The organism is Streptomyces hyaluromycini (assembly GCF_002217755.1).
Lineage (GTDB): Bacteria > Actinomycetota > Actinomycetes > Streptomycetales > Streptomycetaceae > Streptomyces > Streptomyces hyaluromycini.
Map to the genome: position 1 here is coordinate 20,532 of NZ_BCFL01000045.1, position 23,686 is coordinate 44,217.

At 72.1% G+C, this 23,686-nt stretch carries 19 protein-coding genes and 1 pseudogene; 5 read left to right on the plus strand and 15 right to left on the minus strand.

Features of this window, described 5'->3' with window-relative positions:
• Nucleotides 1-6: 6 nt before the first annotated feature.
• From SSP29_RS50570 to SSP29_RS50615, 10 genes are all read right to left on the minus strand, one after another.
• Nucleotides 7-2,130: a golvesin C-terminal-like domain-containing protein gene (locus tag SSP29_RS50570; RefSeq protein ID WP_089107787.1), complete on the minus strand. Its 2,124-nt coding sequence runs from the start codon at nucleotides 2,128-2,130 to the stop codon at nucleotides 7-9.
• 120 nt (nucleotides 2,131-2,250) lie between these two features.
• Nucleotides 2,251-3,315, minus strand: coding sequence for a dihydrodipicolinate synthase family protein (locus SSP29_RS50575; RefSeq protein WP_089107788.1), 1,065 nt, complete (start codon nucleotides 3,313-3,315; stop codon nucleotides 2,251-2,253).
• Nucleotides 3,315-4,928, minus strand: a complete 1,614-nt coding sequence (locus tag SSP29_RS50580) for an FAD-dependent oxidoreductase (RefSeq protein ID WP_089107789.1) — start codon at nucleotides 4,926-4,928, stop codon at nucleotides 3,315-3,317. Before SSP29_RS50580 ends, SSP29_RS50575 begins: the two co-directional genes overlap by 1 nt.
• Nucleotides 4,925-7,120, minus strand: coding sequence for an MGH1-like glycoside hydrolase domain-containing protein (locus SSP29_RS50585; RefSeq protein ID WP_089107790.1), 2,196 nt, complete (start codon nucleotides 7,118-7,120; stop codon nucleotides 4,925-4,927). The genes SSP29_RS50580 and SSP29_RS50585 overlap by 4 nt, the downstream gene beginning before the upstream one ends.
• A complete protein-coding gene (locus SSP29_RS50590) occupies nucleotides 7,117-7,941 on the minus strand; it encodes an ATP-binding cassette domain-containing protein (RefSeq protein WP_245883604.1) in 825 nt (274 codons plus the stop codon). Before SSP29_RS50590 ends, SSP29_RS50585 begins: the two co-directional genes overlap by 4 nt.
• Nucleotides 7,938-8,975: an ABC transporter ATP-binding protein gene (locus SSP29_RS50595; RefSeq protein WP_089107791.1), complete on the minus strand. Its 1,038-nt coding sequence runs from the start codon at nucleotides 8,973-8,975 to the stop codon at nucleotides 7,938-7,940. Before SSP29_RS50595 ends, SSP29_RS50590 begins: the two co-directional genes overlap by 4 nt.
• Complete coding sequence (locus SSP29_RS50600) at nucleotides 8,972-10,510, minus strand: ABC transporter substrate-binding protein (RefSeq protein WP_107436471.1); 1,539 nt, start codon at nucleotides 10,508-10,510, stop codon at nucleotides 8,972-8,974. The genes SSP29_RS50595 and SSP29_RS50600 overlap by 4 nt, the downstream gene beginning before the upstream one ends.
• 68 nt (nucleotides 10,511-10,578) lie before the next feature.
• The gene (locus SSP29_RS50605; RefSeq protein ID WP_089107793.1) at nucleotides 10,579-11,457 is read right to left on the minus strand and encodes an ABC transporter permease; all 879 of its coding nucleotides are present in this window, start codon (nucleotides 11,455-11,457) and stop codon (nucleotides 10,579-10,581) included.
• Entirely contained in the window at nucleotides 11,457-12,383 is a 927-nt protein-coding gene (locus tag SSP29_RS50610; protein WP_089107794.1) for an ABC transporter permease, read from the minus strand. Before SSP29_RS50610 ends, SSP29_RS50605 begins: the two co-directional genes overlap by 1 nt.
• A complete protein-coding gene (locus tag SSP29_RS50615; protein ID WP_089107795.1) occupies nucleotides 12,380-13,480 on the minus strand; it encodes a LacI family DNA-binding transcriptional regulator in 1,101 nt (366 codons plus the stop codon). The genes SSP29_RS50610 and SSP29_RS50615 overlap by 4 nt, the downstream gene beginning before the upstream one ends.
• A gap of 265 nt (nucleotides 13,481-13,745) precedes the next feature.
• Here SSP29_RS50615 and SSP29_RS50620 point away from each other — a divergent pair, with 265 nt between their 5' ends.
• Together SSP29_RS50620 and SSP29_RS50625 are read left to right on the plus strand one after the other, a co-directional pair.
• A complete protein-coding gene (locus SSP29_RS50620) occupies nucleotides 13,746-14,603 on the plus strand; it encodes a phytanoyl-CoA dioxygenase family protein (protein WP_089107796.1) in 858 nt (285 codons plus the stop codon).
• Between the two features lie 4 nt (nucleotides 14,604-14,607).
• Complete coding sequence (locus tag SSP29_RS50625; RefSeq protein ID WP_089107797.1) at nucleotides 14,608-15,531, plus strand: helix-turn-helix transcriptional regulator; 924 nt, start codon at nucleotides 14,608-14,610, stop codon at nucleotides 15,529-15,531.
• A 159-nt stretch (nucleotides 15,532-15,690) separates the two neighbouring features.
• Here SSP29_RS50625 and SSP29_RS50630 read toward each other — a convergent pair whose 3' ends face one another.
• Nucleotides 15,691-16,653 carry a phosphotransferase family protein gene (locus tag SSP29_RS50630; protein ID WP_089107798.1) on the minus strand — a complete coding sequence of 321 codons (963 nt, stop codon included), beginning with the start codon at nucleotides 16,651-16,653 and terminating at the stop codon, nucleotides 15,691-15,693.
• 175 nt (nucleotides 16,654-16,828) lie between these two features.
• Nucleotides 16,829-17,770: an alpha/beta fold hydrolase gene (locus tag SSP29_RS50635; protein ID WP_089107799.1), complete on the minus strand. Its 942-nt coding sequence runs from the start codon at nucleotides 17,768-17,770 to the stop codon at nucleotides 16,829-16,831.
• A gap of 126 nt (nucleotides 17,771-17,896) precedes the next feature.
• On the opposite strand from SSP29_RS50635, the gene SSP29_RS50640 reads away from it, so the two are divergent.
• Both SSP29_RS50640 and SSP29_RS50645 read left to right on the plus strand, forming a co-directional pair.
• Nucleotides 17,897-18,544: a TetR/AcrR family transcriptional regulator gene (locus tag SSP29_RS50640; RefSeq protein WP_089107800.1), complete on the plus strand. Its 648-nt coding sequence runs from the start codon at nucleotides 17,897-17,899 to the stop codon at nucleotides 18,542-18,544.
• Between the two features lie 212 nt (nucleotides 18,545-18,756).
• The gene (locus tag SSP29_RS50645) at nucleotides 18,757-19,320 is read left to right on the plus strand and encodes a CGNR zinc finger domain-containing protein (protein ID WP_089107801.1); all 564 of its coding nucleotides are present in this window, start codon (nucleotides 18,757-18,759) and stop codon (nucleotides 19,318-19,320) included.
• A 99-nt stretch (nucleotides 19,321-19,419) separates the two neighbouring features.
• Here SSP29_RS50645 and SSP29_RS50650 read toward each other — a convergent pair whose 3' ends face one another.
• The 3 genes and pseudogenes from SSP29_RS50650 to SSP29_RS50660 all read right to left on the minus strand — a co-directional run bounded on the left by SSP29_RS50650 (nucleotide 19,420) and on the right by SSP29_RS50660 (nucleotide 22,416).
• Nucleotides 19,420-20,628, minus strand: coding sequence for a MalY/PatB family protein (locus SSP29_RS50650; protein ID WP_150136540.1), 1,209 nt, complete (start codon nucleotides 20,626-20,628; stop codon nucleotides 19,420-19,422).
• Nucleotides 20,625-21,092: a DinB family protein gene (locus SSP29_RS50655; protein ID WP_089107802.1), complete on the minus strand. Its 468-nt coding sequence runs from the start codon at nucleotides 21,090-21,092 to the stop codon at nucleotides 20,625-20,627. Before SSP29_RS50655 ends, SSP29_RS50650 begins: the two co-directional genes overlap by 4 nt.
• Nucleotides 21,093-21,494: 402 nt before the next feature.
• A pseudogene (locus tag SSP29_RS50660) lies at nucleotides 21,495-22,416 on the minus strand (LysR family transcriptional regulator).
• Nucleotides 22,417-22,542: 126 nt separating this feature from the next.
• Here SSP29_RS50660 and SSP29_RS50665 point away from each other — a divergent pair.
• Nucleotides 22,543-23,664 (plus strand): diaminopropionate ammonia-lyase, encoded by a 1,122-nt coding sequence (locus SSP29_RS50665; protein WP_089107803.1) that lies wholly within the window; start codon nucleotides 22,543-22,545, stop codon nucleotides 23,662-23,664.
• Nucleotides 23,665-23,686: the final 22 nt, after the last annotated feature.

Consider the following 23,686-nt stretch of genomic DNA (forward strand, 5'->3'; position numbering starts at 1 on the left):
CGGGGCTCAGGGCTTCGGACCCAGCAGGCGGATCGCGTCGGCGGCCACCACACCGTCGGCGTCGTTGGTCAGTTCGACCGACGTGCTGAGACCGGCCTGGAGCCGGAACTCGCCGAGCGAGAACCAGGTACCGCCGCGCGGGTCGCTGGTGCCCGCGGCCCGCTGGTCGACGCGTACGGCGGTGGTGCCGTCCGCGTGGACGACGGCGTACGGGGCATTGCTCGCCCGGTTGGCGGCCGGGGGGCAGGAGACCTGGATCTCGTACCCGCCGTCCTGAGGCACGGCCGGCCGCCAGCGCACCTTCCGCTCGCCCGAACCGGCAGGCGCCGTACGGTAGTTGCCTGACCAGTAGCCGGGGTCCGCGGTCGCCGTCGGCCAGCTGCCGCTGACGATCGCGAAGCCCAGCCGGTCGTTGTCCACGACCACCTCCGCGCGTACGTCGGCGGAGCCCGGCGCCTCGACCAGGCTGAGCGAGTCGAGACCGAGCCGCATCCCGCCGCCCCTGCCGGGTCCTGTCACCGCGCAGCGCAGGGTGTGCCGCCCGGCGCGCAGCCGGGTGGCACCGAGGTGGGCCAGGTCGAAGCCGTCCGCCGTCTGTGCCGTGGTGTCGATCGCGAAGGCGGGCAGCGGGCTGCGGTCCATGGTGACGGTGGCCAGTGCGCCGTCCGCCGTGCGGTAGTAGCGCAGGAGCAGCTCGTAGTCGCCGGTGCGCGGCACCCGGAAGGTGAACTCCACGGTGTCACCGGCCTGTTCGGGGGTGAGGACCAGGCGCTCGCCGCGGCGCGCGAGCGGATCGGCGACGGTCTGCACGGCGCCGCCGGTGACCTCGCGGTCCGCTTCGGCCAACGCGACGGTCTCCTCCCGGTAATGGGGGCCGTGGCGCAGGCTGTCGCGGCCGCCGGTCAGCCAGTCGAGCGAGAAACAGCAGACGTTGACCCGGCGCGGGACACTCGCCATGTCACCGTCGCAGCCGTAGAGCAGCACGATGGTGCCGTCGGACAGCCGGGCGAGATCCGAGTAGAAGGAGCGGTTCTCGTTGACGACCCGTTGGTACCGGTACGAGAAGCCCTCGTCGTAGCTGACCGCCACGGTCATGTTGTACCTGACGGGTGAGTCGGGGCGGCTGAACAGCACCCGACCGGGTGCGCGGCTGCCGGGGCCGCCGGTGTAGCGCAGCAGGCCGGCGTCCACCGCGTTGAACGAGCCGGTGCTGCCGTCGAGCGCGGGCTGCGACCAGGTCATGCCGTCGTCCGTGCTGACGGACACGATGCGCTGGTTCTCACCGCCCGACGCGAAGCGGCCGTTGACGAGCAGGCTGCCGTCGGAGCGCTGCACCATCCGCGCCTCGTTGACGGGGTACGCGACCTGTACGGGCACCTCTCCCGTCGCCTGCCAGGTGGCGCCGTGGTCGTCGCTGTAGACCGGCGCGACGCCGTACATCCGCTGGGCCACGGTGTTGCCCACGATCACCCTGCGGTGCAGGCAGTTGAGCAGCAGACGGCCGGAGCGCAGCTGGAGTCCGTGGCCCGGGCCGGGGCCGTGCAGTGCCCAGTTGTAGGGGAAGCCGTCGAACAGGCCTGCCAGGCCGCGTACTTCGCTCCACGTCTGCCCGCTGTCCCGGCTGGAGATCGCATACAGCTCGCCGGAGTCGCCCGAGCAGGAGGTGTTCTGCGGCAGCCGGAGCGAGAGCATGTAGAAGAGGAAGACCTCCCGTGTCTCCCGGTCCACGACCAGCGCGGGGTTGCCCCAGGACTCGCCGTCGACGGAGGCCACCAGGGTCCTGGTCTCCTCCCAGGTCCGGCCGCCGTCGGTGCTGCGGCGCAGCAGCAGATCACGCGGCCCGGCGTCGCACACCTCGTGGCGGCCCTCGGTCACGGCCAGGACGGTGTCGTCGGGCAGCGCGGCGAGCGCGTGGACGTGATAGCTGACGAGGGGGCCCTCGACGGAGTCCCAGAGGGTCTGCTCCTCGAAGAAGGCGCCGTGCCGGCCGGACGCGGAGGTCCGGTCGGCGGCCTGTGCCGTGGCCCCGAGGGCCACCGGCCCCAACGCGGCGGTCGCCGTGGCGCCGACGACACCCAGGGCGAAGGATCTGCGGTTCATGGCGGTGCCGTGCGGTCTGCTGTCGGACATGGTGGGCCACCCCTTTCGGGCGGTACGGAGGAGAGCGATCCGGCGCGGGGCGTAGCGCGCACCGGATCGGACACGGGTGCGGGTGCCTGTGTGGGTGCGGATGTGGACGTCCGTGTGGGATCAGGCGCGTACGAGATGTGCGTCGAGGGGGCCGAGCAGGTCGAGCAGGGCCTGCAGCTCCTTGTCGGAGCACGGGGTGAAGGGCGCCGCGGCATGCGGCGGGCACAGCCCCCGTGCGGCGAGGACGGCCTTCACCGCCGGAACACCGGGGCGTACGGTGTGCAGCGCCAGGACCTCGTCGAGCAGCCGCTGCGCGCGCCGCGCGTCCTCGTCCCGGCCGTCATGGTGGGCCCGGAACAGTTCGGCGGTCACCGCGGGCGCCAGATTGGCCACCCCGAGCACCATTCCGTCGGCCCCGAGCCGCAGCGCGTCCAGTGCCTGCCGCTCCGCTCCCTGGCTGACCCCGAAGTCGTCGCGCCGGCGGGCGGCCGCGAGGGCGTGTCCGAACAGCGCGAGGTCGCCCGAGCTGTCCTTGATGCCCACCAGGTGGGCGAGGCCCGTCAGTTCGTCGAGCAGGGCGGGGGTCAGCGGGTTGCTGTAGCGGGGAGCGTTGTAGGCGACGACGGGAACGCCGAGGTCGGCGAGGGCCGCGTAGTGGGCGACGATCTCGTCGTGCCGGTGGTGGAAGTAGATCGGCGGACCGAGCACCAGCGCGTCCGGCGCGGCGGGCAGGACGGCCTCCGCCCGGGCCAGCGCCTCGGCGGTGCCGGGAGCCGTGACGTTCACCAACACCGGTCCGTTGTCGGTCAGTTCACGCCAGCGCCGGGTCACCCCGACGGCGAACTCGGCCAGTTCCGACGTGGGCAGCAGCGGGCCCTCGCCGTTGCTGCCGAAGAGCATGAGACCGCGTGCGCCTGCTGCTGCCAGCGCCGTGAGCAGGGGGTCGGCGGCCGGGGCCGAGGGGCGTCCCGGCCGGTCCATCGGGGTGACCAGCGGGACGATGACGCCGGAGAGCAGCGTGCGTCCGCCGATGTGCCGTCGTTCGGCATCAGCGCCATCGTGGCTGGTCGCGCCCCGCGGCGGAGCCGCATATTGATTCAGCCCCGCGCCCCTTTGGGGCGCTTCGCTTGCCCCTCCTGACTTGGATCGCTCGGCCTGTCTTGCCCCGTGGGCCCCTCCGCCCATCAGTACCCCCTGACCTCGGGCCAGGCCAGTTCCACCCCGGCGCGCGTGAGTTCGTCCTGGAAGCGGTGCAGCCAGGCGGCGTCCTCGTACACCTGCTCGGCCTCCAGCCGGTGGTCGAGGCAGTACGCCGCCAGCGACCCGGCCGCCTCCCCGATGTTCCACTCGACGGGGTGCAGCCGGTAGCAGCCGTTGGTGATGTGGGTGGTGCCGATGTTCTTGCACACCGGCAGCAGGTTCCGCACCCGCACCGGGAGCAGGGCGCCCAGCGGGATCTGGAAGGGGCTGCTGGCCACGTCGATGTAGGTGTCGCCGCCGGTGGACGGGTGCAGGTCGATCCGGTACATCCCGATGCCGACGGAGTCCGCGTAGCGCACCGCGCCGTGCTCGCCCCGCACGGCGAGGGACAGGTCCTGTTCGACGATCCGGCGCCGGGCGACGATCCGGCGTGACTCCCGGATGTACGGCGCCTTGGCCAGCCCGTCGGCCGTGCCCAGCACATCGCCGCGCAGCCGCAGCCCGGGCCAGCCGGTGCCGCCGTCGGGGCGGGGGGCCTCGGTCTGGAGCCAGTAGAGCATGCTCATGCTCAGCTCGCGGGCTGCTGCCAGATGCCGGCCGCGCTCCTTGTCGTCCACCCCGATCAGCGGTCCGGGCAGGTAGTCGATCATGGGCCAGTTGACGATGGTGACATCGCTCGCGGCGAACCCCGGCCGGTACAGCTTCCGGGAGAACACCCGGCGGAACTCCCACAGTTCCTTGTCGCCCGCGTCCTTGCTCTGGTCGGCGACGACGGGCCCCGAGTCGGTGTTGGGAGTGAACCCGCGCGGTACGGTCTCCAGCGTCCTCGGGTCGGGTGCGCTCAGGCTGAGCAGCCGGTTCGGCCACTGCGGGGGATGGTAGGCGGCCCAGCGGTCGTACCCGGCCGGGCGGTCGACGGTGTGGTTCTCGCCGGCCAGGTGGTCGACGGCGAACACCCAGGAGAACGCCTGCATGTTGGCCGGCTGGGCCTCATCGGGTGCGCTCGGCTCCCCGGTGTCCCGCCGTGACTCGAAGCCCGTCACGTGCTCGGTGCCGGTCAGGGGGAGCAGGTCGCCTAGTTCCGTCGCGTCCAGGACGTACAGTGCCGACACCTCGACCCGCGTGCCGTCCGGGCCCTCGACGACCACGGACCGTACCCGGTCACCGTCCACGGAGGCGGCCACCGGACGGTGCCGGTACAGGATCCGCAGCCGGCCTGCCGCCATGTACGGCGCGACCATGGCCGCCAGCACGGCGGCGCCCACCCGCGGTTCGTGGCACAGCGCGCTCACCCGCCCCTCGCCCGGGTTGAGACAGCGGCGCCGCCTGGCCTCCTCGGTGAGCGGGTACCAGGTCCGGTAGTGGTCGCGGATCGCCTCGCGCAGCGCGCGGTAGGTACGGGTGGCGCCGAACTGCTCGATCCAGGCGTGCTCGTCGGGCGGTACGCCCTGGCTGGTGAGCTGGCCGCCGATCCAGTCGGTCTCCTCGGTGAGCAGGACCGACCGGCCCCGGTCGAGGGCGGCCAGTGCCGCGGCCACCCCGCCGAGGCCCCCGCCCACGACGAGGATGTCCGCGGCCGCCGACGTCGGCGCGCTCATGTGCCGCTCCCTTCCCGTACATCACCCGTGCCGTCCGGACCGAAGGCGAATCTCCGGGGTCCGCCCCGGACGTCCACCGGCACGGACGGGCCGCCGCCCGGCGGGGTGACCAGCAGGTCACCGGTGCCCTCGGCGATACCGGTGACGCGGTCGCCGGTCCGCCGGTATCCCCGTACGACGACGCCGGGCGCCATGTCCAGCAGGACGCGTCCTTCGAGGCGGACCGTGAGCCGGTCTCCCGCCCGCACGTCGAGGCGGCCCTCGCCGAGCGGCAGGTTGCACAGTTCGGCCGGCTCGCCCGGGTGGGCGAACCGCCAGCCGTCGGGGCGCGCGTCGGCCAGTTCGCCGAAGGCGAGGTACGCCAGCAGGCCGCCCCAGGCCATCAGCCCGTCCGAGCGCTTCTCGAAGCCCGTCAGGTTCTCGCCGGCGACGGCCGGATAGTTCTCCCTGACGTGGCCGTGCACGCGCCACTCGTCGAGGAACAGCCGCAGCAGATCCCCCACCACCGGACGGCTCAGCTCGGTCAGCCCGTACCGGCGCAGTCCGCGGACGGCGAGGTAGGCCATCGGCGCCCAGATCCGGCCGCGCCAGTACGTCGCCGCGAAACCGGGGTCGTCGCGGGCGACGCTGGGCAGGGGCCGTGCACCGCCCAGCACTTCGGGCCGCAGCAGGTCGGCGGCCGTCGCCGCCGCACGACCGGCGTCGGGCAACCCGCCGAGCAGCGCGTACAGCATCGTCGGCGAGACGTGCGGATCATGCGCGCCCGCCGCCGTGAGGTTGCGGTAGCCGCCCCGCTCGCCGTCCCACAGCAGCCGGTCGGCGACCGCCCTCGCCGTGGCGGCCTCGGCGCGCAGCCGGTCGGCGATCGCATGCTCCCCCAGGATGCCGGCGATCTCCGCCAGCGCCTCGGCGTCGGCGATGTGCAGCGCGTTCAGGCCGACGTCGGCGAGGTCCATGGTGTGGGTCGCCGGGTCGTACCGGGTCTCGTCGTACATCGGCGAATCGTCCAGGCCCGACTCGCGTCTGGCCCGGTCCAGGGTCGCCGACGCGGGGTCGCCCGCGATCGGGTCGGAACCCCAGGCGAGCAGCCCGTGCGGGCCGCGGCGGGCCCGCGGCCACCAGTCGTGCCAGGCCAGCAGCGCCGGGAAGGTGCTGCGCAGCAGCGTCGTGTCGCGGGTCCCGGGCGACAGGCCGCCCGCCAGATGGGCCTGGTACACCGTCAGCGCGCCGACCGGCGGCTGCGAACGGTCGTCGGTGCGGCCCCTGTCGTCCGAGATCCGGTTCGGGATCATGCCGGCCTCGTCCGCGTACGGAAGGATCTGTTCGAAGATGCCGCGCGCGTAGTCCCGGTCGACGGCCGAGGCGACGAGGCCGGTGAAGAACGTGTCCCAGGCGTGCAGGGCCCAGGTGCCGTAGAAGCCCTTCCGCTCGGCGCAGACGAAGTCCCTGGAGGTCGGGGTGAGGACGCGGCCGATGCCGGGGGCGTGGACGGTGTTCCAGGTGACGGCCGTGGCCAGGGCGTCGGCGGCGTCGCCCAGCCAGCCGCCGGACCGCAGCCGGGTCAGGTCGGCGGCGGCGCGGTGCGACGCGAGTACACCGGCCGTCCGCGCCGCCGTGCCCGGTGCGTCGGCCGGCGCGATCCGCAGCTCCACCGTGCCCGGACCGCGGAACGCCAGGACCAGCGCGTCCGCCGGGCCCTCGACCCTGTCGGCGGCCGACGAGGCGGTGACCGTCCAGCGGATCCCGCCCGCGAGGACGGTGCCCAGCGGGAAGTCGCCCGCCCCCGGACGCTCCGCCGCACCGGGACGGCCCGCCGCATCGGGACGGCCCGTCGGCTCGACGATGCCGGTGAGACCGTCCACGGACAGCGCGACCCGGCCGGTGCTCCCGGCGCGGACGTACAGGATGTCGCCGGGGCCGCCCGCGAACTCCAGCCGCAGCCGGTGACCCGCCGCCCGTACCGTCACCTCGGCGTGGCTGCCGTCCACGGTGTGCGGTCCGAGCCGTTCGAGGCCGTCGCGCCAGGTGAACCCGTCGAGCACCGGGCCTTCGGGGCCGAGTACGCCGAACCGCACCCGCGGTCCCGACGGCAGCCGGTTCATACCGGTGTGCGTGCGGACGTCCCAGGTGTTCCAGCCGGCCGGCGCGGGAGTCCCGGTGGCACGCCCCGCTCCGGCCCCGCTCCCGCTCATACGACCGCCCTGCCGTCGGCGGTGCCGTCCTCCGGCACCGGGTCGTCCAGGTCCAGGGCCGCGTCCAGCAGCGCCCGGGTGTACGCGTGCCGCGGTGCGGTCAGCACCTCGCCGGTCCGGCCCTCCTCCACGATCAAGCCCCGGTGCATCACCGCCACCCGGTCGGCGATCTGGTGCACCACCCCCAGGTCGTGCGAGATGAACAGCATCGCGAGCCGGTGCCGGCCGCGCAGGTCGACCAGCAGCCGCAGGATCTGGGCCTGGACCGACACGTCGAGCGCCGACACCGCCTCGTCGCAGACCAGCAGCCGGGGCCGTACCGCCAGCGCTCTGGCGATGCTGACCCGCTGGCACTGACCGCCGGAAAGGTCCCCCGCGCGGCGCGCCGCCACCTCGGGGTCGAGGCCCATGTCGGCGAGGAGCCGGTGCAGGGCCTCGGTGCGGTCGCCCTCGGGTGCGGTGACCGGGTGGGTGCGCCAGACCTCGGCGATGATCGAGGCGACCGTCATCCGCGGGTTCAGCGACGAACGCGGGTCCTGGAACACCATCTGCACCGCCCGCTGCAGCTCGGGCGGGCGGCGCCCGGCGCGGCCGAGCGGCCGTCCCTCGAAGGTGACGGTCCCGGCGCCGGGCCGCAGCAGTCCGGCCACGCACCGGGCCACGGTCGTCTTGCCGGAGCCCGACTCGCCGACCAGCCCGAGTGTCTCCTCGGGTGCCACCGACAGGCTCACCCCGTCCACGGCGGCCCGAGCGCCCCGCCGTCCGCCGTAACTGACGCGCAGATCACGCACGTCAAGGAGGGTCCGCTCACTCGCGCTCACGATCCCGGTACCTCCTCGGCGAAGTGGCAGGCGCTCCAGCGGCCCGGCGCGACCTCCCGTACCTCCGGCACCTCGGCGCGGCACCGGGCGCGGGCCATCGGGCAGCGCGGGTGGAACGCGCAGCCTGCCGGCCGGTTCGCCGGTGTCGCCGGGGCCCCGGGCAGCGGGTCGGCCAGTGCGGTACGGGTTCTGACGGCGGGCACGCTGCGCACCAGGGCGGCCGTGTACGGATGGGCGGGCCTGCGCAGTACGTCACGGGCGGGCCCGCGTTCGCAGACCCGTCCGGCGTACATCACCACGACCCGTTCGCCGACGTGCGACACGACCCGCAGGTCATGGCTGACCAGGAGCATCGCGAGGCCGTCCGCCGCCTGGATGTCGGCCAGCAGCCGCAGGATCCGGGACTGCACGGTGACGTCGAGTGCCGTGGTGGGCTCGTCGGCGAGCAGCAGTGCGGGGCTGCCGGCCAGCGCCATGGCGATCATGGCGCGTTGCCGGAGGCCTCCGGAGAGTTCGTGCGGGTAGGCGCGCATCCGCCGTTCCGGCTCCGGCACCCCGACCCGGTCGAGGAGTTCGACGACCCGGCGGTTGACCTCGGCTCGGGGCAGCCGGTCGCGGCGTGGCACCTCGCCGATCTGACGGGCGATCCGCTGGGTCGGGTTCAGGGCCGCAAGGGGGTCCTGGAAGATCATCGCGATCTCCCGGCCGCGTACCGCACGGCGTCGTGCCGGGTCGGCGGCGAGCAGGTCCTCGCCGTGCCACAGCAGCCGGCCGGACAGGGTGGCGCCCTCGGGCGGCAGGCCCAGGACCGCGTGCGCGGTCATGGTCTTTCCGCTGCCCGACTCGCCGATCAGCCCCACGGTGGTGGCCCGTGGCACGTCGAAGGACACGCCGTCCACCACGCGGGTCCGGGTGCCGTGCGGGCCCGGCAGTTCCACCACCAGGTCGTCGATCCGCAAGATCGGCCCGTCGGTCGCGGGCGCCGTCTTCCCGGCCCCGTTCTCCCGTGCGGTTCCGGCTCCGGCGGGGGTCACGAGCCGCCCGTCCGTACGGTGGCGAAGTCCGGCAGCCCGCTGGCGTCGGGGACGAATCCCTTCAGGTCGCTGTTCCAGGCGTAGGCGATGCTCACCGACATCGGGTACATCCCGACCGCGTCCTGCCAGATGATGCGGCTGGCCCGGGCGTAGAGGTCGGTGCGCCTCTGCTTGTCGGCCGTGGCTCCGGCCGCCGCCAGCAGGCCGTCCAGCTGCTTGTTGCAGTAGCCCATCCGCCTGGCCGCGCAGGTGTAGAGGCGGCCGAGGTTGCTGGCCGCGTCATAGCTGGGGGTGGCCAGCTGCTGGAAGTTGATGTCCCACTTGAGTGCGAGCAGGTCCTCCGTGAAGACGGCCTGTTCCTTCTCCAGCGGCTCGACCTGCACGCCGACCTTCTGCAGGTCCGAGACGACGGCCTGGACGAAGGGCTTGAACTCGTCGTTGGCGAACTGGAGGCGGAGCTTCTTCGAGAAGTCGAAGCCCGCGGCGGTGAGGGCCGCCTTGGCGGCCGCGGGGTCGTAGGTCACGGCCGGCTGTGCCGCGTGGCCGAGGACGACACTGGTCACGGGCGCGTCGGCCGCCTTGCCGGTGTCGGGATAGAGCTTGCCGACGATGGTCCCGAAGTCGACCGCCTGCCAGATCGCCCTGCGCACCTTCGCGTCCTTGAGGGCGGGGATCGAGGAGTTGAACCACATGGTGAACTCGGCGCTGCTCGGCACGGTCTTCACCGTCAGGTCCTGCTGGCTCTTCAGAGAGGCCAGTTGGTCGTCCGGGATGCCCCAGGCGACGTCGACCTCGCCGGTGCGCAGCGCGGTCATGCGGGACGCGAGCTCGGGGATGTTCCGTACGGTGACCTTGCTGAGCGTGGGCTTGGTGCCCTGGTACTTCGTGTTGGGCACCAGGACCAGCGACTGACTCGGGGTGAAGGCGTCGACGGTGAACGGGCCCGAGCCGACGGGGTGGTTGAAGAAGGCGGTGTCGTCCTTGCCGACGCCCGACGGGAGGACGTAGAAGGTGCCGAGCTTGCCGGGGACGGACGCGTCGGGCGCCGGGCTGTGCAGGACCACTTCGGTGGCGGAGACCTTGGTCATCGTGTCGCCCGGGAAGTTGCCCGCGTTGGGGCCGTTGAGGGCGATCATGCGCTGGAAGGAGGCGATCACGTCGTCGGCGTCGAGGGCGGAGCCGTCGGAGAACGTGACACCGGAGCGCAGTGTGAACGTCCAGGACGTGACGTCCTTGCCGGCCTTCCAGGAGGTGGCGAGGTCGCCTTCGGGGGTGCCGTCCGCGGCGGGTTTCACGAGTCTGCTGAAGATCTCCTGTGCGGCCAGCTGGGTTCCGGTGGAGGCGCCCTGGGCCCCGTGCGGGTCCAGGCTCTCGATCGGGTAGGTGCCGGCGACCGTCACGTCGCCCGAGGCGGAAGAACCTCCTCCGTCCTCGCCGCCGGTCGTGGTGCAGGCGGCGAGGAGCGCCGCGCCCGCCGCGGCGGTGGTGGCGAGCCGGATCAGCCGGCTCCGCCCGTGCTCACGCGTGCTGGTCATGATGGTGCTCCTCTCGATCGAGGGTCGGTCGGAGTCAGCCGGTGGGTGAGGCGCTGTACCTGGCCGGTTCAGTCGGTGCGGCCGCGCCCGTAGCGGGCGGTGAGCTGGTCGCCGAGGATGCCCACGTTCACGATCAGGAGGGACAGGGCGATGCCCGGCAGGGTGGAGATCCACCATTGCGTTTCGAGGTACTCCTTGCCGTTCGCGATGGTCTGCCCCCAGGACACGGTCGACGGGGGCAGCCCGATGCCGAGGAAGCTGAGTCCCGCCTCCGCCAGTACAACGAGCGCGAATTCGAGCGTGGCGAGGGCGACGACCGGGCCGGCGGTGAACGGGAGCACGTGCCGGGCGAGGATGGTCCGGCCGGGCACTCCCAGCACCCGGGCGGCGTCGACCCAGGGGCGTTCCCTGACGGAGAGCGCGATGCCGCGGGTGACGCGGGCGAAGGTGATCCAGCCGGTGGCCGAGAGTGCGACGACGACCAGCAGGACGCTGCGCTCGAAGGCGCCCGCGATCACGATGGCCAGCAGGATCGCGGGAAACGCCAGCAGGACGTCGAAGATCCGGGCGAGGACGGCGTCGGCGGCGCCCCGGAAGTAGCCGGCGACGGCGCCGAGAAGGACCCCGACGAGACAGGACAGTGCGACCGTGGACACGCCGATGAGCACCGCTGTGCGGGCTCCGTAGACGATCTGGGCGAGCAGGTCGCGGCCGAGTCCGTCCGTGCCGAGCCAGGCCGTGCCGCCGCCGGACACCTGGGAGCCGGGTGCGAGCAGCCGGTCCTCCAGGGAGGTGTGCACCGGGTCGTAGTGGATCACCATGGGCCCGACGACGGCCACCAGCAGATAGCAGCCCACGACCAGGGCGGGCACCCGGGACAGGAGCGGGCGCCGCGCCCGCCGCGGAGTCGTCGCCGGCTTCTCGACGGCCACGGTGATGCCGGCCATCAGACGGCTCCCGTCCGGATCCGCGGATCCAGCTGGGCGACGAGCAGATCGGCCATCAGGTTGAGTACGACGACGATGCCGGCGATGAGCAGGGTGGCACCCTGTACGACCGTGTAGTCGCGGTTGGCCACCGCCTCCACCACGAGCGATCCGAGGCCGGGCCAGGCGAACACGTTCTCGACGATCACGGCGCCGCCGACCAGCGCCCCGACCTGGACGCCGACCACGGTCACCACCGGGATCAGCGAGTTGCGCAGGGCGTGCCCGAACAGCACCTGACGTTCGGTCAGGCCCTTGGAGCGGGCGGTCTGGATGTAGCTCTCGCGCATGGTCTCGGCGAGGCTGGTCCGGGTCAGCCGGGCGATGATCGCGACGAACGGGAACGAGAGGGTGACGGCCGGCAGCACCAGGTGCTGTGGCGAGCCGACCCCGGAACTGGGCAGCAGGCGCAGGGTCAGGGCGAAGACCAGGACCAGCATGATGCCGATCCAGAACGTGGGGAACGACTGGAGGGCGATCGTGCAGGCCGAGACCACCCGGTCCAGCAGCCCGCCCGGCCGTGCGCCGGCCAGCATGCCGAGCGTCAGCCCCACGATCACCGCGATCACCGTGGCCGTCACGGTGAGGTCGATCGTGGCGGGCAGCCGGTCGAGGACCGCGCCCATGGCGGGCCTGCCGAGCCAGTGCGACTCGCCGAAGTCGAGCCGGCAGACGTCGCCGAGGTAGCTGAGGTACTGCGCGCCGAGCGGCCGGTCGAGGCCGAGCGAGGCGTGCAACTGGTCGAGCTGGCTGCGGGTGGCGTCCGGGCCGAGCAGTACCGTCGCGGGGTCGCCGGGTGCGGCCCGGACGACGAGGAAGATCAGCGAGGCGGCGCCCCACATCACGAAGACCCCGATGAGCAGCCGGTGCACGATCATCCGGATCATGCCCCCGGCCTCCCGCCGCCGGCAGGGACCGGGCCGACCGAGTCGCCCGGTACGAAGACGCAGGGCACCGTCAGGTGGCGCGGCGCGGGGGCCTCCTCGTCGAGCAGTTCGATGAGCACCCGTACGGCCTCCCCGGCCATCTGGGCGCGGGGCAGCGAGAACCGTGTCCAGTTCCGGGACTCCGGTGTCCAGGACGGCGGATCGCCCAGCAGGGCCAGCGAGCAGTCCTCGGGGAACCGGACCCGTTCCGTGCCGGTCATCGTCGCCAGCGCCCCGGTGAGCCGGTCGTCCTCGGTCGGCTCGACCAGCAGCGCGGTGATCCCGAGTCCGTCGATCCAGCCCTTGAGCCGCTCGACCGTCAGGTCGGCCGGATCGGCCAGGCTCCGGATCAGCGCCTCGTCCGCGCCGAGGCCGGCCTCGGCCAGCCCGCGCCGGTATCCCTCCTCACGGTCCCTGGTGGGCTCGCTGTCCTCCGGGGCCCGCAGGTACAGGATCCGCCGGTGGCCGAGTCGCGCCAGCTCCGCGACGAGTCCCGCGGTCGCCGAGACGTAGTCGGCCGCCACGTAGGAGAGTTCGCCGTCGTCCACCTCACGGCGTCCGACGAAGACGAACGGGAAGTCCTCCCGGACCAGCGCCGACAGCTCCTCGCGGCGGACGTTCCTGCCGAGCAGGACGCAACCGTCCGCGATCTTCAGCCGGTTGGTCCCGCCGGCGTAGATGGACCGCTCGGCCCTCGCCGTGCCGGACGCGCTCCCGTCGGAACAGAACAGCAGCAGGTCGTAGCCCTGCCGTGCCGTCTCCTCCTCCACGCCGAGCAGGAACGGGTAGTAGAAGTCGCGTTGGTCGGTCGGGAACACCGACTCGAAGGTGTAGAGCCCGAGCAGCCGGTTCCGGCCGCCTTTCAGACTGCGTGCGGCGACATTGGCCGCGTACCCCAGTTCCTCGGCCGCCGCCAGCACGGCCCGCCGGGTCGGTTCCGCGATCTGCGCACTCGCCGCGCCTCCGCTGATCACCAGCGACACCGTCGCCTGGGAGACGCCGGCGCGTTGGGCGATGTCCCGTTGGGTGGAGCGTCTACGTCGTTCGGGAGGGGCCATGAGCACTCCCAGTTAATACGTATTAGCAAGTGCCGAATGACGCTACTCGGATGCGGCGAAAAGCGTCAAGAGACGTGAACAGCCCTTGTCCGCCTTGTTTCTGACACATGATCCGATCTCGCGGAGTGACCGGATTCGCCATCCGGGTGCACCGGCCGGCCATGGCACGGGGACGCGATGTTCAGGACCATCGGGAACACCACCGCATTCCGGTGTTCCGGCATCCCGGCGCGAAGGGGAACCCGATGACCGAAAGGGGAACCCGATGACCGACCCCACCGACGACCTCACGACCCGCTTCCACCGGGACGGATACGCCGTGCTGCCGGACTCCCTGACGCCGGCCGAGGTGGCGGAGTTGCGTGCGGAGACCGTGCGGATCTGCCGCGGCGAGCGAGGCGCCGTCGAGGGGGCGCCGCCGCCGGTCGCGGGCGAGAGCGACGACGACACGGTCCGGCGGTTCCTGTGCGTGCACTATCCGCACAAGCTGTCGGCGCTCATGCTCGGCACCATGCGCCATCCCGCCGTCGTCGGCCCGCTGACCGAGGTGATCGGTCCCGACGTCAAGGCGATGCAGTCGATGCTGTTCGTCAAGTCCGAGGGCAGGCCGGGCCAGGCATGGCACCAGGACGAGATGTTCATCCCCACCCGGGACCGTTCGCTGACCGCGGCCTGGCTCGCCCTCGACGACGCCACCGTCGACAACGGCTGCCTGTGGGTCCTGCCGGGCTCGCACCGCCCCGGCGTGATCTACCCCAACCGGCGGCACGACGACGCCCGTTACGACTGCACGGTCGAGTCCTACGACTTCCCGTACGACGAGGCGGACGCCGTTCCGGTCGAGATCGCCGCCGGATCGGTGCTGCTCTTCAACGGCCATCTGCTGCACAGGTCGCTGCCCAACACCGGCCGTCAGGGCTTCCGTCGGGCTCTGGTCAACCACTACATGAGCGCCTCCTCCCTCCTCCCCTGGTCGCCGCCCGACGCCGAAGTGCCCATGGCCCAGGCCGACTTCCGGGACATCGTGCTGGTCGCGGGCCGTGACCCGTACGCCTACAAGGGCACCGCCGACATCCGCAGGCCCCGGGTGCGGCGCGACCGGTCCGGGGGCTGCGACAGGTGAGGCCGTGACGGAACGCCTCCCGCCCCTGACCCCGACGCTCCTGGCCCGGCTCGGTCCCGCGGTCGCCGACTACCCGCCCGGGTCGGTCTTCGGCCCCAGGGACGCGGGGTCGTACGAGTTCGTCTGGCTGCTGCACGGCAGCGCCCGCTGGGTCTGCGGCGACCTGACCGTGCCCCTGACGCCCAGCGGGCTGCTGCTCGTTCGCCCGGGTATGCGGGACACGTTCCACTGGGACCCCCGCCGGCCCACCCGGCACGCCTACACGCACTTCCGGCTGCCCGCCGGACCAGGGGGCGCGGAGCCCCTCGACGACACCGGCTGGCCGGTCGTCCGGGACCTGACGGGGCGCGGCGACCCGATGGCCGCGCTCTGCCGGTACCTCCTGGCACTCGGCGCGACCCGCCCGCCCGGCTGGGAACGGCACGCCGAGGAGACCCTGCGGCTGCTGCTCTTCACCTTCGTGCACGACACCGGCCCGACGACCGGCACGGTGTCGCTCCCGGAGCCCCTGGTCGCCATGGCGGCCGCGGTCCGCTCCCACTGGTCGGACGGCGTCGCCCGGCCGCTCCCCCTTAAGCGGCTGGCGCGGGCGGCCGGGGTCTCGGAGAGCACGCTGTCCCGGATCTGCCGACGGCACCTCGGTGTCAGTCCCGTCGCGGGGCTCGAACGGCTCCGCCTGGCGAGGGCCGAGCCGCTGCTGTGGCTGAGCAGCCTCTCGCTCCGCGCCATAGCGGTGCGGAGCGGCTTCCCCGACGCCTACCACTTCTCGCGCCGGTTCCGCGCCGTCTACGGGATGTCCCCGAGCGCCTTCCGCAGGGTGCCGCCCGAGTCGGCACCACCGTCCCCGGTCACCGACGGCGCCCTGTCCGCGCTCCTGGCCCTGTTGCCGCCCTCGCAACCGCCGTCTGCCGACGGCCGCCGCTTCTGAACAGGCTCTGCCGTGAACAGAACGCGGCTGACTCGGACGGCCCTCGTCAGCGCCGCGAACTCCGCGTCGGAAAGCCGCACCGACGCCGCCTCGACGTTCTCGTCGAGACGGGCCACCGACGACGTTCGTCGTCAGGCCGGCGCCACGGGCTGTCCCGGCTCAGCCAAGCGCGTCCATCAGGGCGGCGACATAGGCGTCCAGCCGCTTCTCCACGGCCCGCGTCGTCAGCTCCGCCCTCCCCGCCTCCTGCCACGGCCGTGCCACCCACCGCACCCCCGACGCGAACGCCAGCGCGTCCAGCAGCCGCCAGTACAACCGCTCCCTCGCAGTCGCGGCCAGCGCCCCGCCGGCCTCCTCGTACGCCTCGGCGAACCGCAGACCCCACGCCGGGCCGTGCAGCATCGCGAGATTGGTGGAGCAGTGAGCCACATCGAGGTCCGCCGGACCCCAGGAGGTCTGTACCCAGTCGACGACCCCGGTGATGCGAAGACCTGCCAGGCCCGGGGGCTCCACGTCGAACAGCACGTTGCCCGGTTGGAAGTCCCGGTGCAGGAACCGCCCCGCATAGGGTGGCGGCGGCCTGCGGATCACGTCGGTCGCCGCGGCCCATGCCGCCGCGTCCGCGCCGTCCGGAGGGACGACGGCGTCGGCGGTGGTCCATGCCTCGTACTCCCGGGGACGCTCGGCGGGGCGCAACGCGTGGATCGCCACGAGCTGACGGGCCAGCAGGGGTATGCGCGCCTCCAGTCCCTGGTCGTCGAGGACCGTCCGGCCCGCCAGATGTGTCATCAGGAGTGACGGATACTCGCATTGCGCGGCGGTCGGATCGACCGCGACCGGTCCGGGAGTCGGCACCCCGGTCCCCGTGAGCAAGGCGAGGACGCCGGCCTCGCGGTTCAGCATGTCCTCGGCGTGCTCGACGAAGACCGGGTCGACGAAGGTCCTCAGTACCAGGTCGCGGGTGCCTCCGTGGGGCGTGCCGATGGTCAGCCGCCGCATCTCGGCGGTGATGCCGCCGTGCAACGCCTCGGTCCTGACGATCCGTTCGCCGTCCTGCAGATGCCGGCTCACCCAGGCCAGGGTCAACGGCCGGACGGCGCCCGCCTCATCGTGGTCGGTCACCGTGCCACCCCATCATCCGGACGGCGGCTCACGTAAAAGGTTTCGCCGGAGGCGACGGCGTCGGCGTCGTGTGCGGCGCTGTCCGGCCCGCCGGTCACCGGTCATCGGTATCGGTCACCGGTATCGGTCACCGGCCCGGAAGCAGGCCCCGGAGTCGATCGGAGTACGACCCCGCTCAGGTGCCTGCGGCCGGGTCGAGGGAGTCGACGCCGTCCATGAAGCTCAGCATCTTGGCGTCGAGCAGGTCCGGGTGGTCGATGGCGGGCCCGTGGCCGGTGTCGGCGACGATCTCGGCGCGGGCACCGGCGATCAGGCGCGGCACGCGCTCCAGTTGGCGCTTGGGGTGCACAAGCAGGCTGCGCTTGCCGAGAACGAGGTAGAGCGGGGTGTGGATGGTCCGCAGTTCGCTCTCGGTCAGCGGCAACGGCGCGGGGCGGCGTATCCGGAAGGCGCGGACGCTCGCCCTGACCATCGCACGCAGCTCCGGAACGACGAGTACCGGCTGTTCCAGCCAGGCGGCGAGGCGTGGGCGCAGTGCCCGGGGAGCGAAGGTCGCGAAGAGGCTGATGAAGATCCACGTGAAGAAGCGCAGGCCCACCTTCTCCAGGCCGCCGGGGTCGAGCAGGGTGACCGAGGCGAGCCTGCCCGGCCTGCGGTGTGCCTGGTTGAGCACCAGCCAGCCGCCGTAGGAGGAACCGACGAGGTGGACGCGGTCGAGGCCGAGCGCGTCGAGTGCCTCGTCGAGCCACTGGGCCGCGCGCTCGGGCTGCCACATCGGTTCGCGCTGGACGCTGCGTCCGGGGTCGCCGGGGGTGTCGAGCGCGTACACGGGGCGTTCGGCACTGAGCCCGGGGGTGTTGGGGTACCACTGGGCGGAGCAGGCCCCGGCACCGTGGATCAGGACGACCGGGGTGCGGGACTCGGCAGCGGGGTCGGCGGGACCGTACCGGTAGACGTGCGTGGTGCCGAAGCCCGTCTCCACGTCCGTCTCGGAGCGGGCGGGTGCGCCCATGGCGTAGAGGGCGTCGCAGGCTGCGAAGTACCGGTCGCGCAGAGCGTCGTTCACGTAGCGGCCGACGTCGTGGCGCGGGCGGGTTCGGGCGGTGTTCTCAGACACCGAGGGCACCTCCGGGAGATCGGCTCTTCGTGATACGACCGTACCACGATGTTGATACGGCGGTACCATAAAGGGGTTCCGGGGGCCTGCCCTCAAGCTCACCATCGACGGGCGGAGACACGAGCCATGCCAAAGCGGGTGGATCACGACGAGCGACGCACCCAGATCGCCGAGGCGCTCGTCCGGGTGGCGGGACGGCGCGGACTGCACACCGTCGGCATGCGGGACGTGGCAGCGGAGGCCGGGGTGTCACTCCGGCTGGTGCAGTACTACTTCCAGACCAAGGAGAAACTGCTCTTCTACGGCCTCCAGCACCTGACCGACCGCTTCACCGCACGCGTCGGCGCCCGCCTCCGCGGCACCGGGCCGGCCCCGACCCCACGCGCCACCGTCGAGGCGCTGCTGCTGGCCTCGCTCCCGACCGATGAGGAGACCCGCACCTTCCACCTCCTCTACACCTCGTACGCGATCCTGTCCGTGACCGACAAGGCACTCGCCGCCCAGCCCTTCATCGACCGGCCCGACGCCGCCGAGAACGCCCTGGCCGACCTGCTCCGGCAGGCGCAGGAAGCCGGACTGACAGGCCGCGACATCGACACGCGCACGGAGGCGATCAGCCTCCTCGCCATGTCCGCGGCTATGGGGACCAGCATCCTCGTGGGCCAGCGGACTCCGGAGTCGGCCGTCGCGGTACTGCACCACCACCTGGACCGGATCTTCACGACCGACGAACGCCGAAGCACGGCGCCCCGGACTCCGGGGCCGCCACAGTGATCACGATGTTCACGAAGGCGCCTGGCAACCTCTTCATAGGGTTACATCCCTTGCGCACTTGACCCTCACTTCCAGAACTAGTCGACACGACGACGGAGGAGATTTGCGCAGGTAAAAGGCGAGTCGGGGTCGGGGCTCACATGCTCCCACCGTTCCCGCACCCCCTGCCGAGGTCCCTGGACGCTGAAGTCGTCACCTGTCAGTATGGGTATGTGGATGCGTTCGTCTTCGTGAGTGGCAGGCTGTGCCTGGATCTGGCAGGCACCATGCTGTGGCGGCGCAGCCTGCGCACGGAACTGCTGGATTCCCCGGATGACCTGCGGCGCTGGATCAGCGCGGCGGACATCCTCGACGACCCTGGTCCCGTCGACTCCCGGGCGCTGGAGCGAGTCCGCCGACTGCGTGAGGCGGTGTACCTGGTCGCCGGGAACTGGCCCCTGGGCGACCACCCGGATGCCGCCGTCAAGGACGCTCTCGCCGAGGTCAACGAGGCGGCCCGGCTTCCACTGCCGAGGCGTCAGATCGAGGAGTCGGGCCGGGCGACGCGCACCGGCGGCGTCGACGAGGTCCTCGGCGCGGTCGGCTACGACGCCGTGGACTTGCTGGGCTCTCCCCAGTTCGCCCGGATGAAGGAGTGCGCCAACGAGGACTGCACGCGCCTCTTCGTGGACTTGTCCCGCTCCGGCGCGCGGCGATGGTGCGGTATGGCCGAGTGCGGAAACCGGAACAAGGCCGCCGCTTTCCGCAAGCGGCACAAGGAGCAGTCTGCGGGGTGACCGGCGTCCGGTCACTGTCCCGATGCCGCGCCCGCCGTGACAACCGGAGGCGTGGTTCATGGAGTGTGTTCGCTCCGAAGGGAGATGGTGTCCGGGGGATCACTTCCCGGCCGCGAGCGCCCGGGTGAGGCCGGCCAGGATGTCCTCCAGGACGGCGTGGGACGTCGCGAAGTTCAACCGCAGGAAGTCGGCGGCGCCGGGGCCGAAGGGGGTGCCGCCGTCCAGCAGCACGCCTCCGGCCTTGCGCACCCGGGCCACCGGCGGTTCTTCCAGTCCCGGCAGCCGGGCGTCGATCCAGGCCAGATACGTGGCCTCCGGCGTGTGATGACGCAGCTGCGGCAGTCGTGTGCGCAGCACCTGTTCGACCCTGTGACGGTTGCGGTCAAGGACGGTCAGCAGGTCGCGCTGCCATGCGTCTCCGCCCCGCCACGCGGCCTCGGTGGCGACCACGCCGAGCGGGGACACGGTGCCGTACAGATCCGGCGGCTGCGCGTCCCGCAGCGCGAGAAGCCGGTCCGGGCCGTAATGGGTGACGGCGCAACGGATCGCCGCGAGATTGAACGCCTTGCCGGCGGACGTCAGGGTCACGGTCCGGCGGGCCGCGTCGGCAGACAGGCTCGCGAAGGGGATGTGCCGGTGCGGGGAGTAGACCAGTTCGGCGTGGATCTCGTCACTGATGACGAGCAGGTCGTGGCGCCGGGCGATGGCGGCGAGCTCTTCCAGCTCCGCCCGGGTCAGCACGCGGCCGGTCGGGTTGTGCGGGTTGACCAGTACCAGGACCTTGCAGCCCGCCCGTGCCACCGCGGCGTCGAGGGCGGCGAAGTCCATCCGCCACCCCTGGTCCGTGTCCAGCATCGGGACGGGGACGGCGGGCCGTCCCATGGTCGACAGCGTGGCGAGGAACGGAGGGTAGTTGGGCGTCTGGACGGCGACCGCGTCACCGGGGCTCGTCGCCAGGTGCAGGACGAGCTGGAGGCACTGGATCAGGTCGGTCTGCTCGCGCACCCGGTCCGCCTCCGCCGCCCATCCGTAACGGTCGGCCATCCGGCGGGCGAAGGCGGTGCGCAGCGGGCTGCCGTCCGGCCAGTCCGGGTAGCCGAGGTCGCGTCGCTCGACGGCGTCACGCAGCGCGTCGGTGACGGCCGGCGGGACGGGGAAGTCCATGTCCGCCACCCAGGCGGGCAGCACATCCGGTCCCGGGCGATGCCACTTCACGCTGGAGCGGGCACGCAGCCACTCGCGGTCCAGGTCGTCGAAGCCGGGCAGCCGCAGCGACTCGGACGGTACGGCGTTCACAAGGAAGTTCACGAGGAGGCTCCCCGCTTCAGCAGATCGCGGGTGAGCTGGATCTGGCCGTGGTGCTGGGCGAGTTCCTCCAGCACATGGAGTTGGACGCCCTGCACGCTCAACGGGCGGTTGGGGCCTTCGAAGTCGGCGGGCGGTGTGTTGCGCGGTGCCGACGCCGCGGTGACCGCTGCGAGGTCGGCCTCAAGCTGCTCGAACAGGTCGTCGACCTGTCGGCGAAGATCCTTTCCGTGCCCGGTGGCCGTGAACTCCGCCGCGCGGTCACGGTCGACCTCGCGTCCCGCTATGACATGACCGGTCCAGTAGTCGGCGACCGCCGCGCAGTGGTACGCGATCGCGTAGACGGAGTTCGCGCCGGGAAGCGGCGGGCGGGTGTTCCCCAGGCCGTCGCCCAGATCGTCCAGCACGCCGAGCATTCCGTCGAAGGCGCGGCGCAGGAAGTACAGGTACTCGTTCTGATCTTGCACGGGAGGGGTTCCTCATCAGTGGGGAGACGATGTTGACCGATAACCATTCAATGCGGTTACTCGATCAGACTGAGGTGAGGTCGCATCGCTTGTCAATGAGGCAAGCGATCCAGAGATCACGCCGTCAGGAGCTCCATGGCTCGTTCAAGGCCGCCCGACAGACGCGTTTGAGCTCAAGGTGCACGAACCCTATTGACAGGTTATTTCCCGAGTGTCACGGTGAGCCATCGCCTGGAGCCGCAGGGCTCACCGCTCCCTCGCCGGCACCGCGCGTGCACCGAGGTCCACGGCTCCTCGAAGCGGCGGACCGGCGCTCCTGGGACACCGCCGTGCGACGCCGCGTGCCCCCTGACACCCCCAGCCCACTGCGGACCCTCAGGACGACACCATGAACGAAAGCCGTCAGTCTGTGCCTCGGAGCCTGCGGGCGACCGCGAGGCGAAGGGCGTCCCGGCAGGCCAGGACGGCCGGGTGCCGGCTGCGGCCGGAGCGTACGGCTGTGAAAACGCGCCGTGCGCGCTGCCCGCGCGGGAGTTGCCGCAGGGCGACGCTCGGGTGCCGTCCGCTCCAGACCAGGCCGGGCAGGAAGGCGGCGGCATGCCGCTGCTCGACGAGGCGGAGATGGAGCAGGATGTCGGTGGTCTCGAACCGTACGTCGGGTTCGAAACCGGCGTTGCGGCACAGGGCCGTGCTCCAGTGCCGGGCGGTCGTGCCTTCCGGTTCCATCGCCCAGGGGTGGTCCGCGAGTGACCGCAGCGCAGCCATCGGGCTCTCGGTGCCACCGTCGTCCGGCGGCTTCGGCAGCGCGAGGTGGAGCGGGTCGTCGAGCAGGTCCTCCTCCTCGATCGCGGCGGGCCGCGGGCTCGGGTTGCCGGGGTACTCCTCGGCGATGACCAGGTCGAAGTCGCGGGCGTGCAGGGCCGGCAGGGCCTGTTCGGGCTCCATGTGCGTGACGTGGACCCTCAGGTGCGGGTGCAGCTCACGCAGGACGTCGAGCGCGGCGGGGACCAGAGCCAGGGCGGCCGTCTGGAAGGAGGCGATGCGCACGGTCCCGGTCAGGTCCGCCAGGGAGGTGGCGATCTCCGCTTCCGCACACCAGGCGTTCGAGGACCGCTTCGGTGTGCGCGACAAGGATCTCGGCCTGTTCGGTCAACCGCACCCGTCGTCCGACGGGTTCCAGCAGCGGGACGCCCACTTCGGCTTCCAGTTGCGAGAGTTGCTGGGAGACGGAGGACGGGGCGTACGACAGCGCCGCGGCGACGGCCGCGAGCGTGCCCCGGTGTTTGAGTTCGCGGAGCAGGCGCAGTCGGTGCAGGTCGAACATCGGCAGACCGCCCTCCTCGCAGACACACAGCGACACCCGAATGATGCGAATGATGTTCTTTTCCGATGAATATAAGTCGAAAACATTCACTCGACCGAACGTAAGCGGTCGCTGCACCCTGGGTGTGTGACTGAGATCGTCTCCTCTCCCCGCCCCCTGCCGTGGTCCGTACGGCCCGGCGCCCGCACCTGGCGGTGTGCACCCGCACCCGCCGAGGTACGCGCCTTCCATGCCGCCCTCCCCGGCTACTCACCCACCCCGCTGACCGAACTCCCGTCCCTGGCAGCCGAGTTCGGAGTCGGCCGGGTGTTCGTCAAGGACGAGTCGTACCGTCTGGGGCTGCCCGCGTTCAAGGTGCTGGGCGCGTCCTGGGCAGTCCACCGCACCCTTGCCGAGCGCGCCACCGGGGGTACGGAACCCGGTCCGGTCACCCTGGTGACCGCCACCGACGGCAATCACGGCCGGGCGGTGGCCCGTACAGCGCGCCATCTCGGGCATCACGCCCACGTCTTCGTCCCGCAGGGCGTGCACCCGCAGGCCGTGGCGGCCATCGCCGCCGAGCAGGCGAAGGTCACCGAGGTCACGGGATCGTACGACGAGGCCGTACGCCTGGCCGAGCAGGCGGCCGCCGCGCCCGACGCGGTCCTGGTCCAGGACACCGCCTGGCCGGGCTACGAGCGGATACCGGGGTGGATCGTCGAGGGCTACTCCACCCTCACCGCCGAGATCGACGAGCAGCTGACGGCCGAGGGGATCGACGCGGGGCCCGACCTGGTCTGTGTCCCGGTGGGTGTGGGGTCACTGGCCCAGTCCGTGATCGCCCACTACCGCAGCCGCCCGTCCGGACCGGCTCCGGCGCTGCTGTCGGTGGAACCCGACACAGCGGCCTGCGTCCTGGCAAGCCTCGCCGCCGGCGAACCCGTCAGCGTCGCCACCGGCCACACCGTCATGGCCGGGCTGAACTGCGGCACCCTCTCCAGCATCGCCTGGCCCTACCTGCACGGAGGGCTGGACGCCGCCGTGGCCGTCTCCGACACCGACAGCACCCGCGCGGCCGCCGCCCTCGCCGCCCTCGGCGTCCCCTCGGGACCGTGCGGAGCCGCCACGCTCGCCGGACTCCGCGCGGCGCTCACCGGCGCCGGCGCAGAGAAACGCCGTGCGGCACTGGATATCGACACGACCTCGGTGATCGTGCTGCTGAGCACCGAGGGCCCGGCAGCCAACCCGCACTCCACCACCGATCACTGAACGCACCACGCCCGCAAGAAGC

Excerpts from the sequence above, each read along its gene's own strand:
- SSP29_RS50580 (WP_089107789.1), bottom strand. The coding sequence starts at position 4,928 with ATGAGCGCGCCGACGTCGGCGGCCGCGGACATCCTCGTCGTGGGCGGG.
- SSP29_RS50610 (WP_089107794.1), bottom strand. The coding sequence starts at position 12,383 with ATGATCCGGATGATCGTGCACCGGCTGCTCATCGGGGTCTTCGTGATG.
- SSP29_RS50640 (WP_089107800.1), top strand. The coding sequence starts at position 17,897 with ATGCCAAAGCGGGTGGATCACGACGAGCGACGCACCCAGATCGCCGAG.
- SSP29_RS50575 (WP_089107788.1), bottom strand. The coding sequence starts at position 3,315 with ATGGGCGGAGGGGCCCACGGGGCAAGACAGGCCGAGCGATCCAAGTCA.
- SSP29_RS50600 (WP_107436471.1), bottom strand. The coding sequence starts at position 10,510 with ATGACCAGCACGCGTGAGCACGGGCGGAGCCGGCTGATCCGGCTCGCC.
- SSP29_RS50615 (WP_089107795.1), bottom strand. The coding sequence starts at position 13,480 with ATGGCCCCTCCCGAACGACGTAGACGCTCCACCCAACGGGACATCGCC.
- SSP29_RS50570 (WP_089107787.1), bottom strand. The coding sequence starts at position 2,130 with ATGTCCGACAGCAGACCGCACGGCACCGCCATGAACCGCAGATCCTTC.
- SSP29_RS50585 (WP_089107790.1), bottom strand. The coding sequence starts at position 7,120 with ATGAGCGGGAGCGGGGCCGGAGCGGGGCGTGCCACCGGGACTCCCGCG.
- SSP29_RS50620 (WP_089107796.1), top strand. The coding sequence starts at position 13,746 with ATGACCGACCCCACCGACGACCTCACGACCCGCTTCCACCGGGACGGA.
- SSP29_RS50605 (WP_089107793.1), bottom strand. The coding sequence starts at position 11,457 with ATGGCCGGCATCACCGTGGCCGTCGAGAAGCCGGCGACGACTCCGCGG.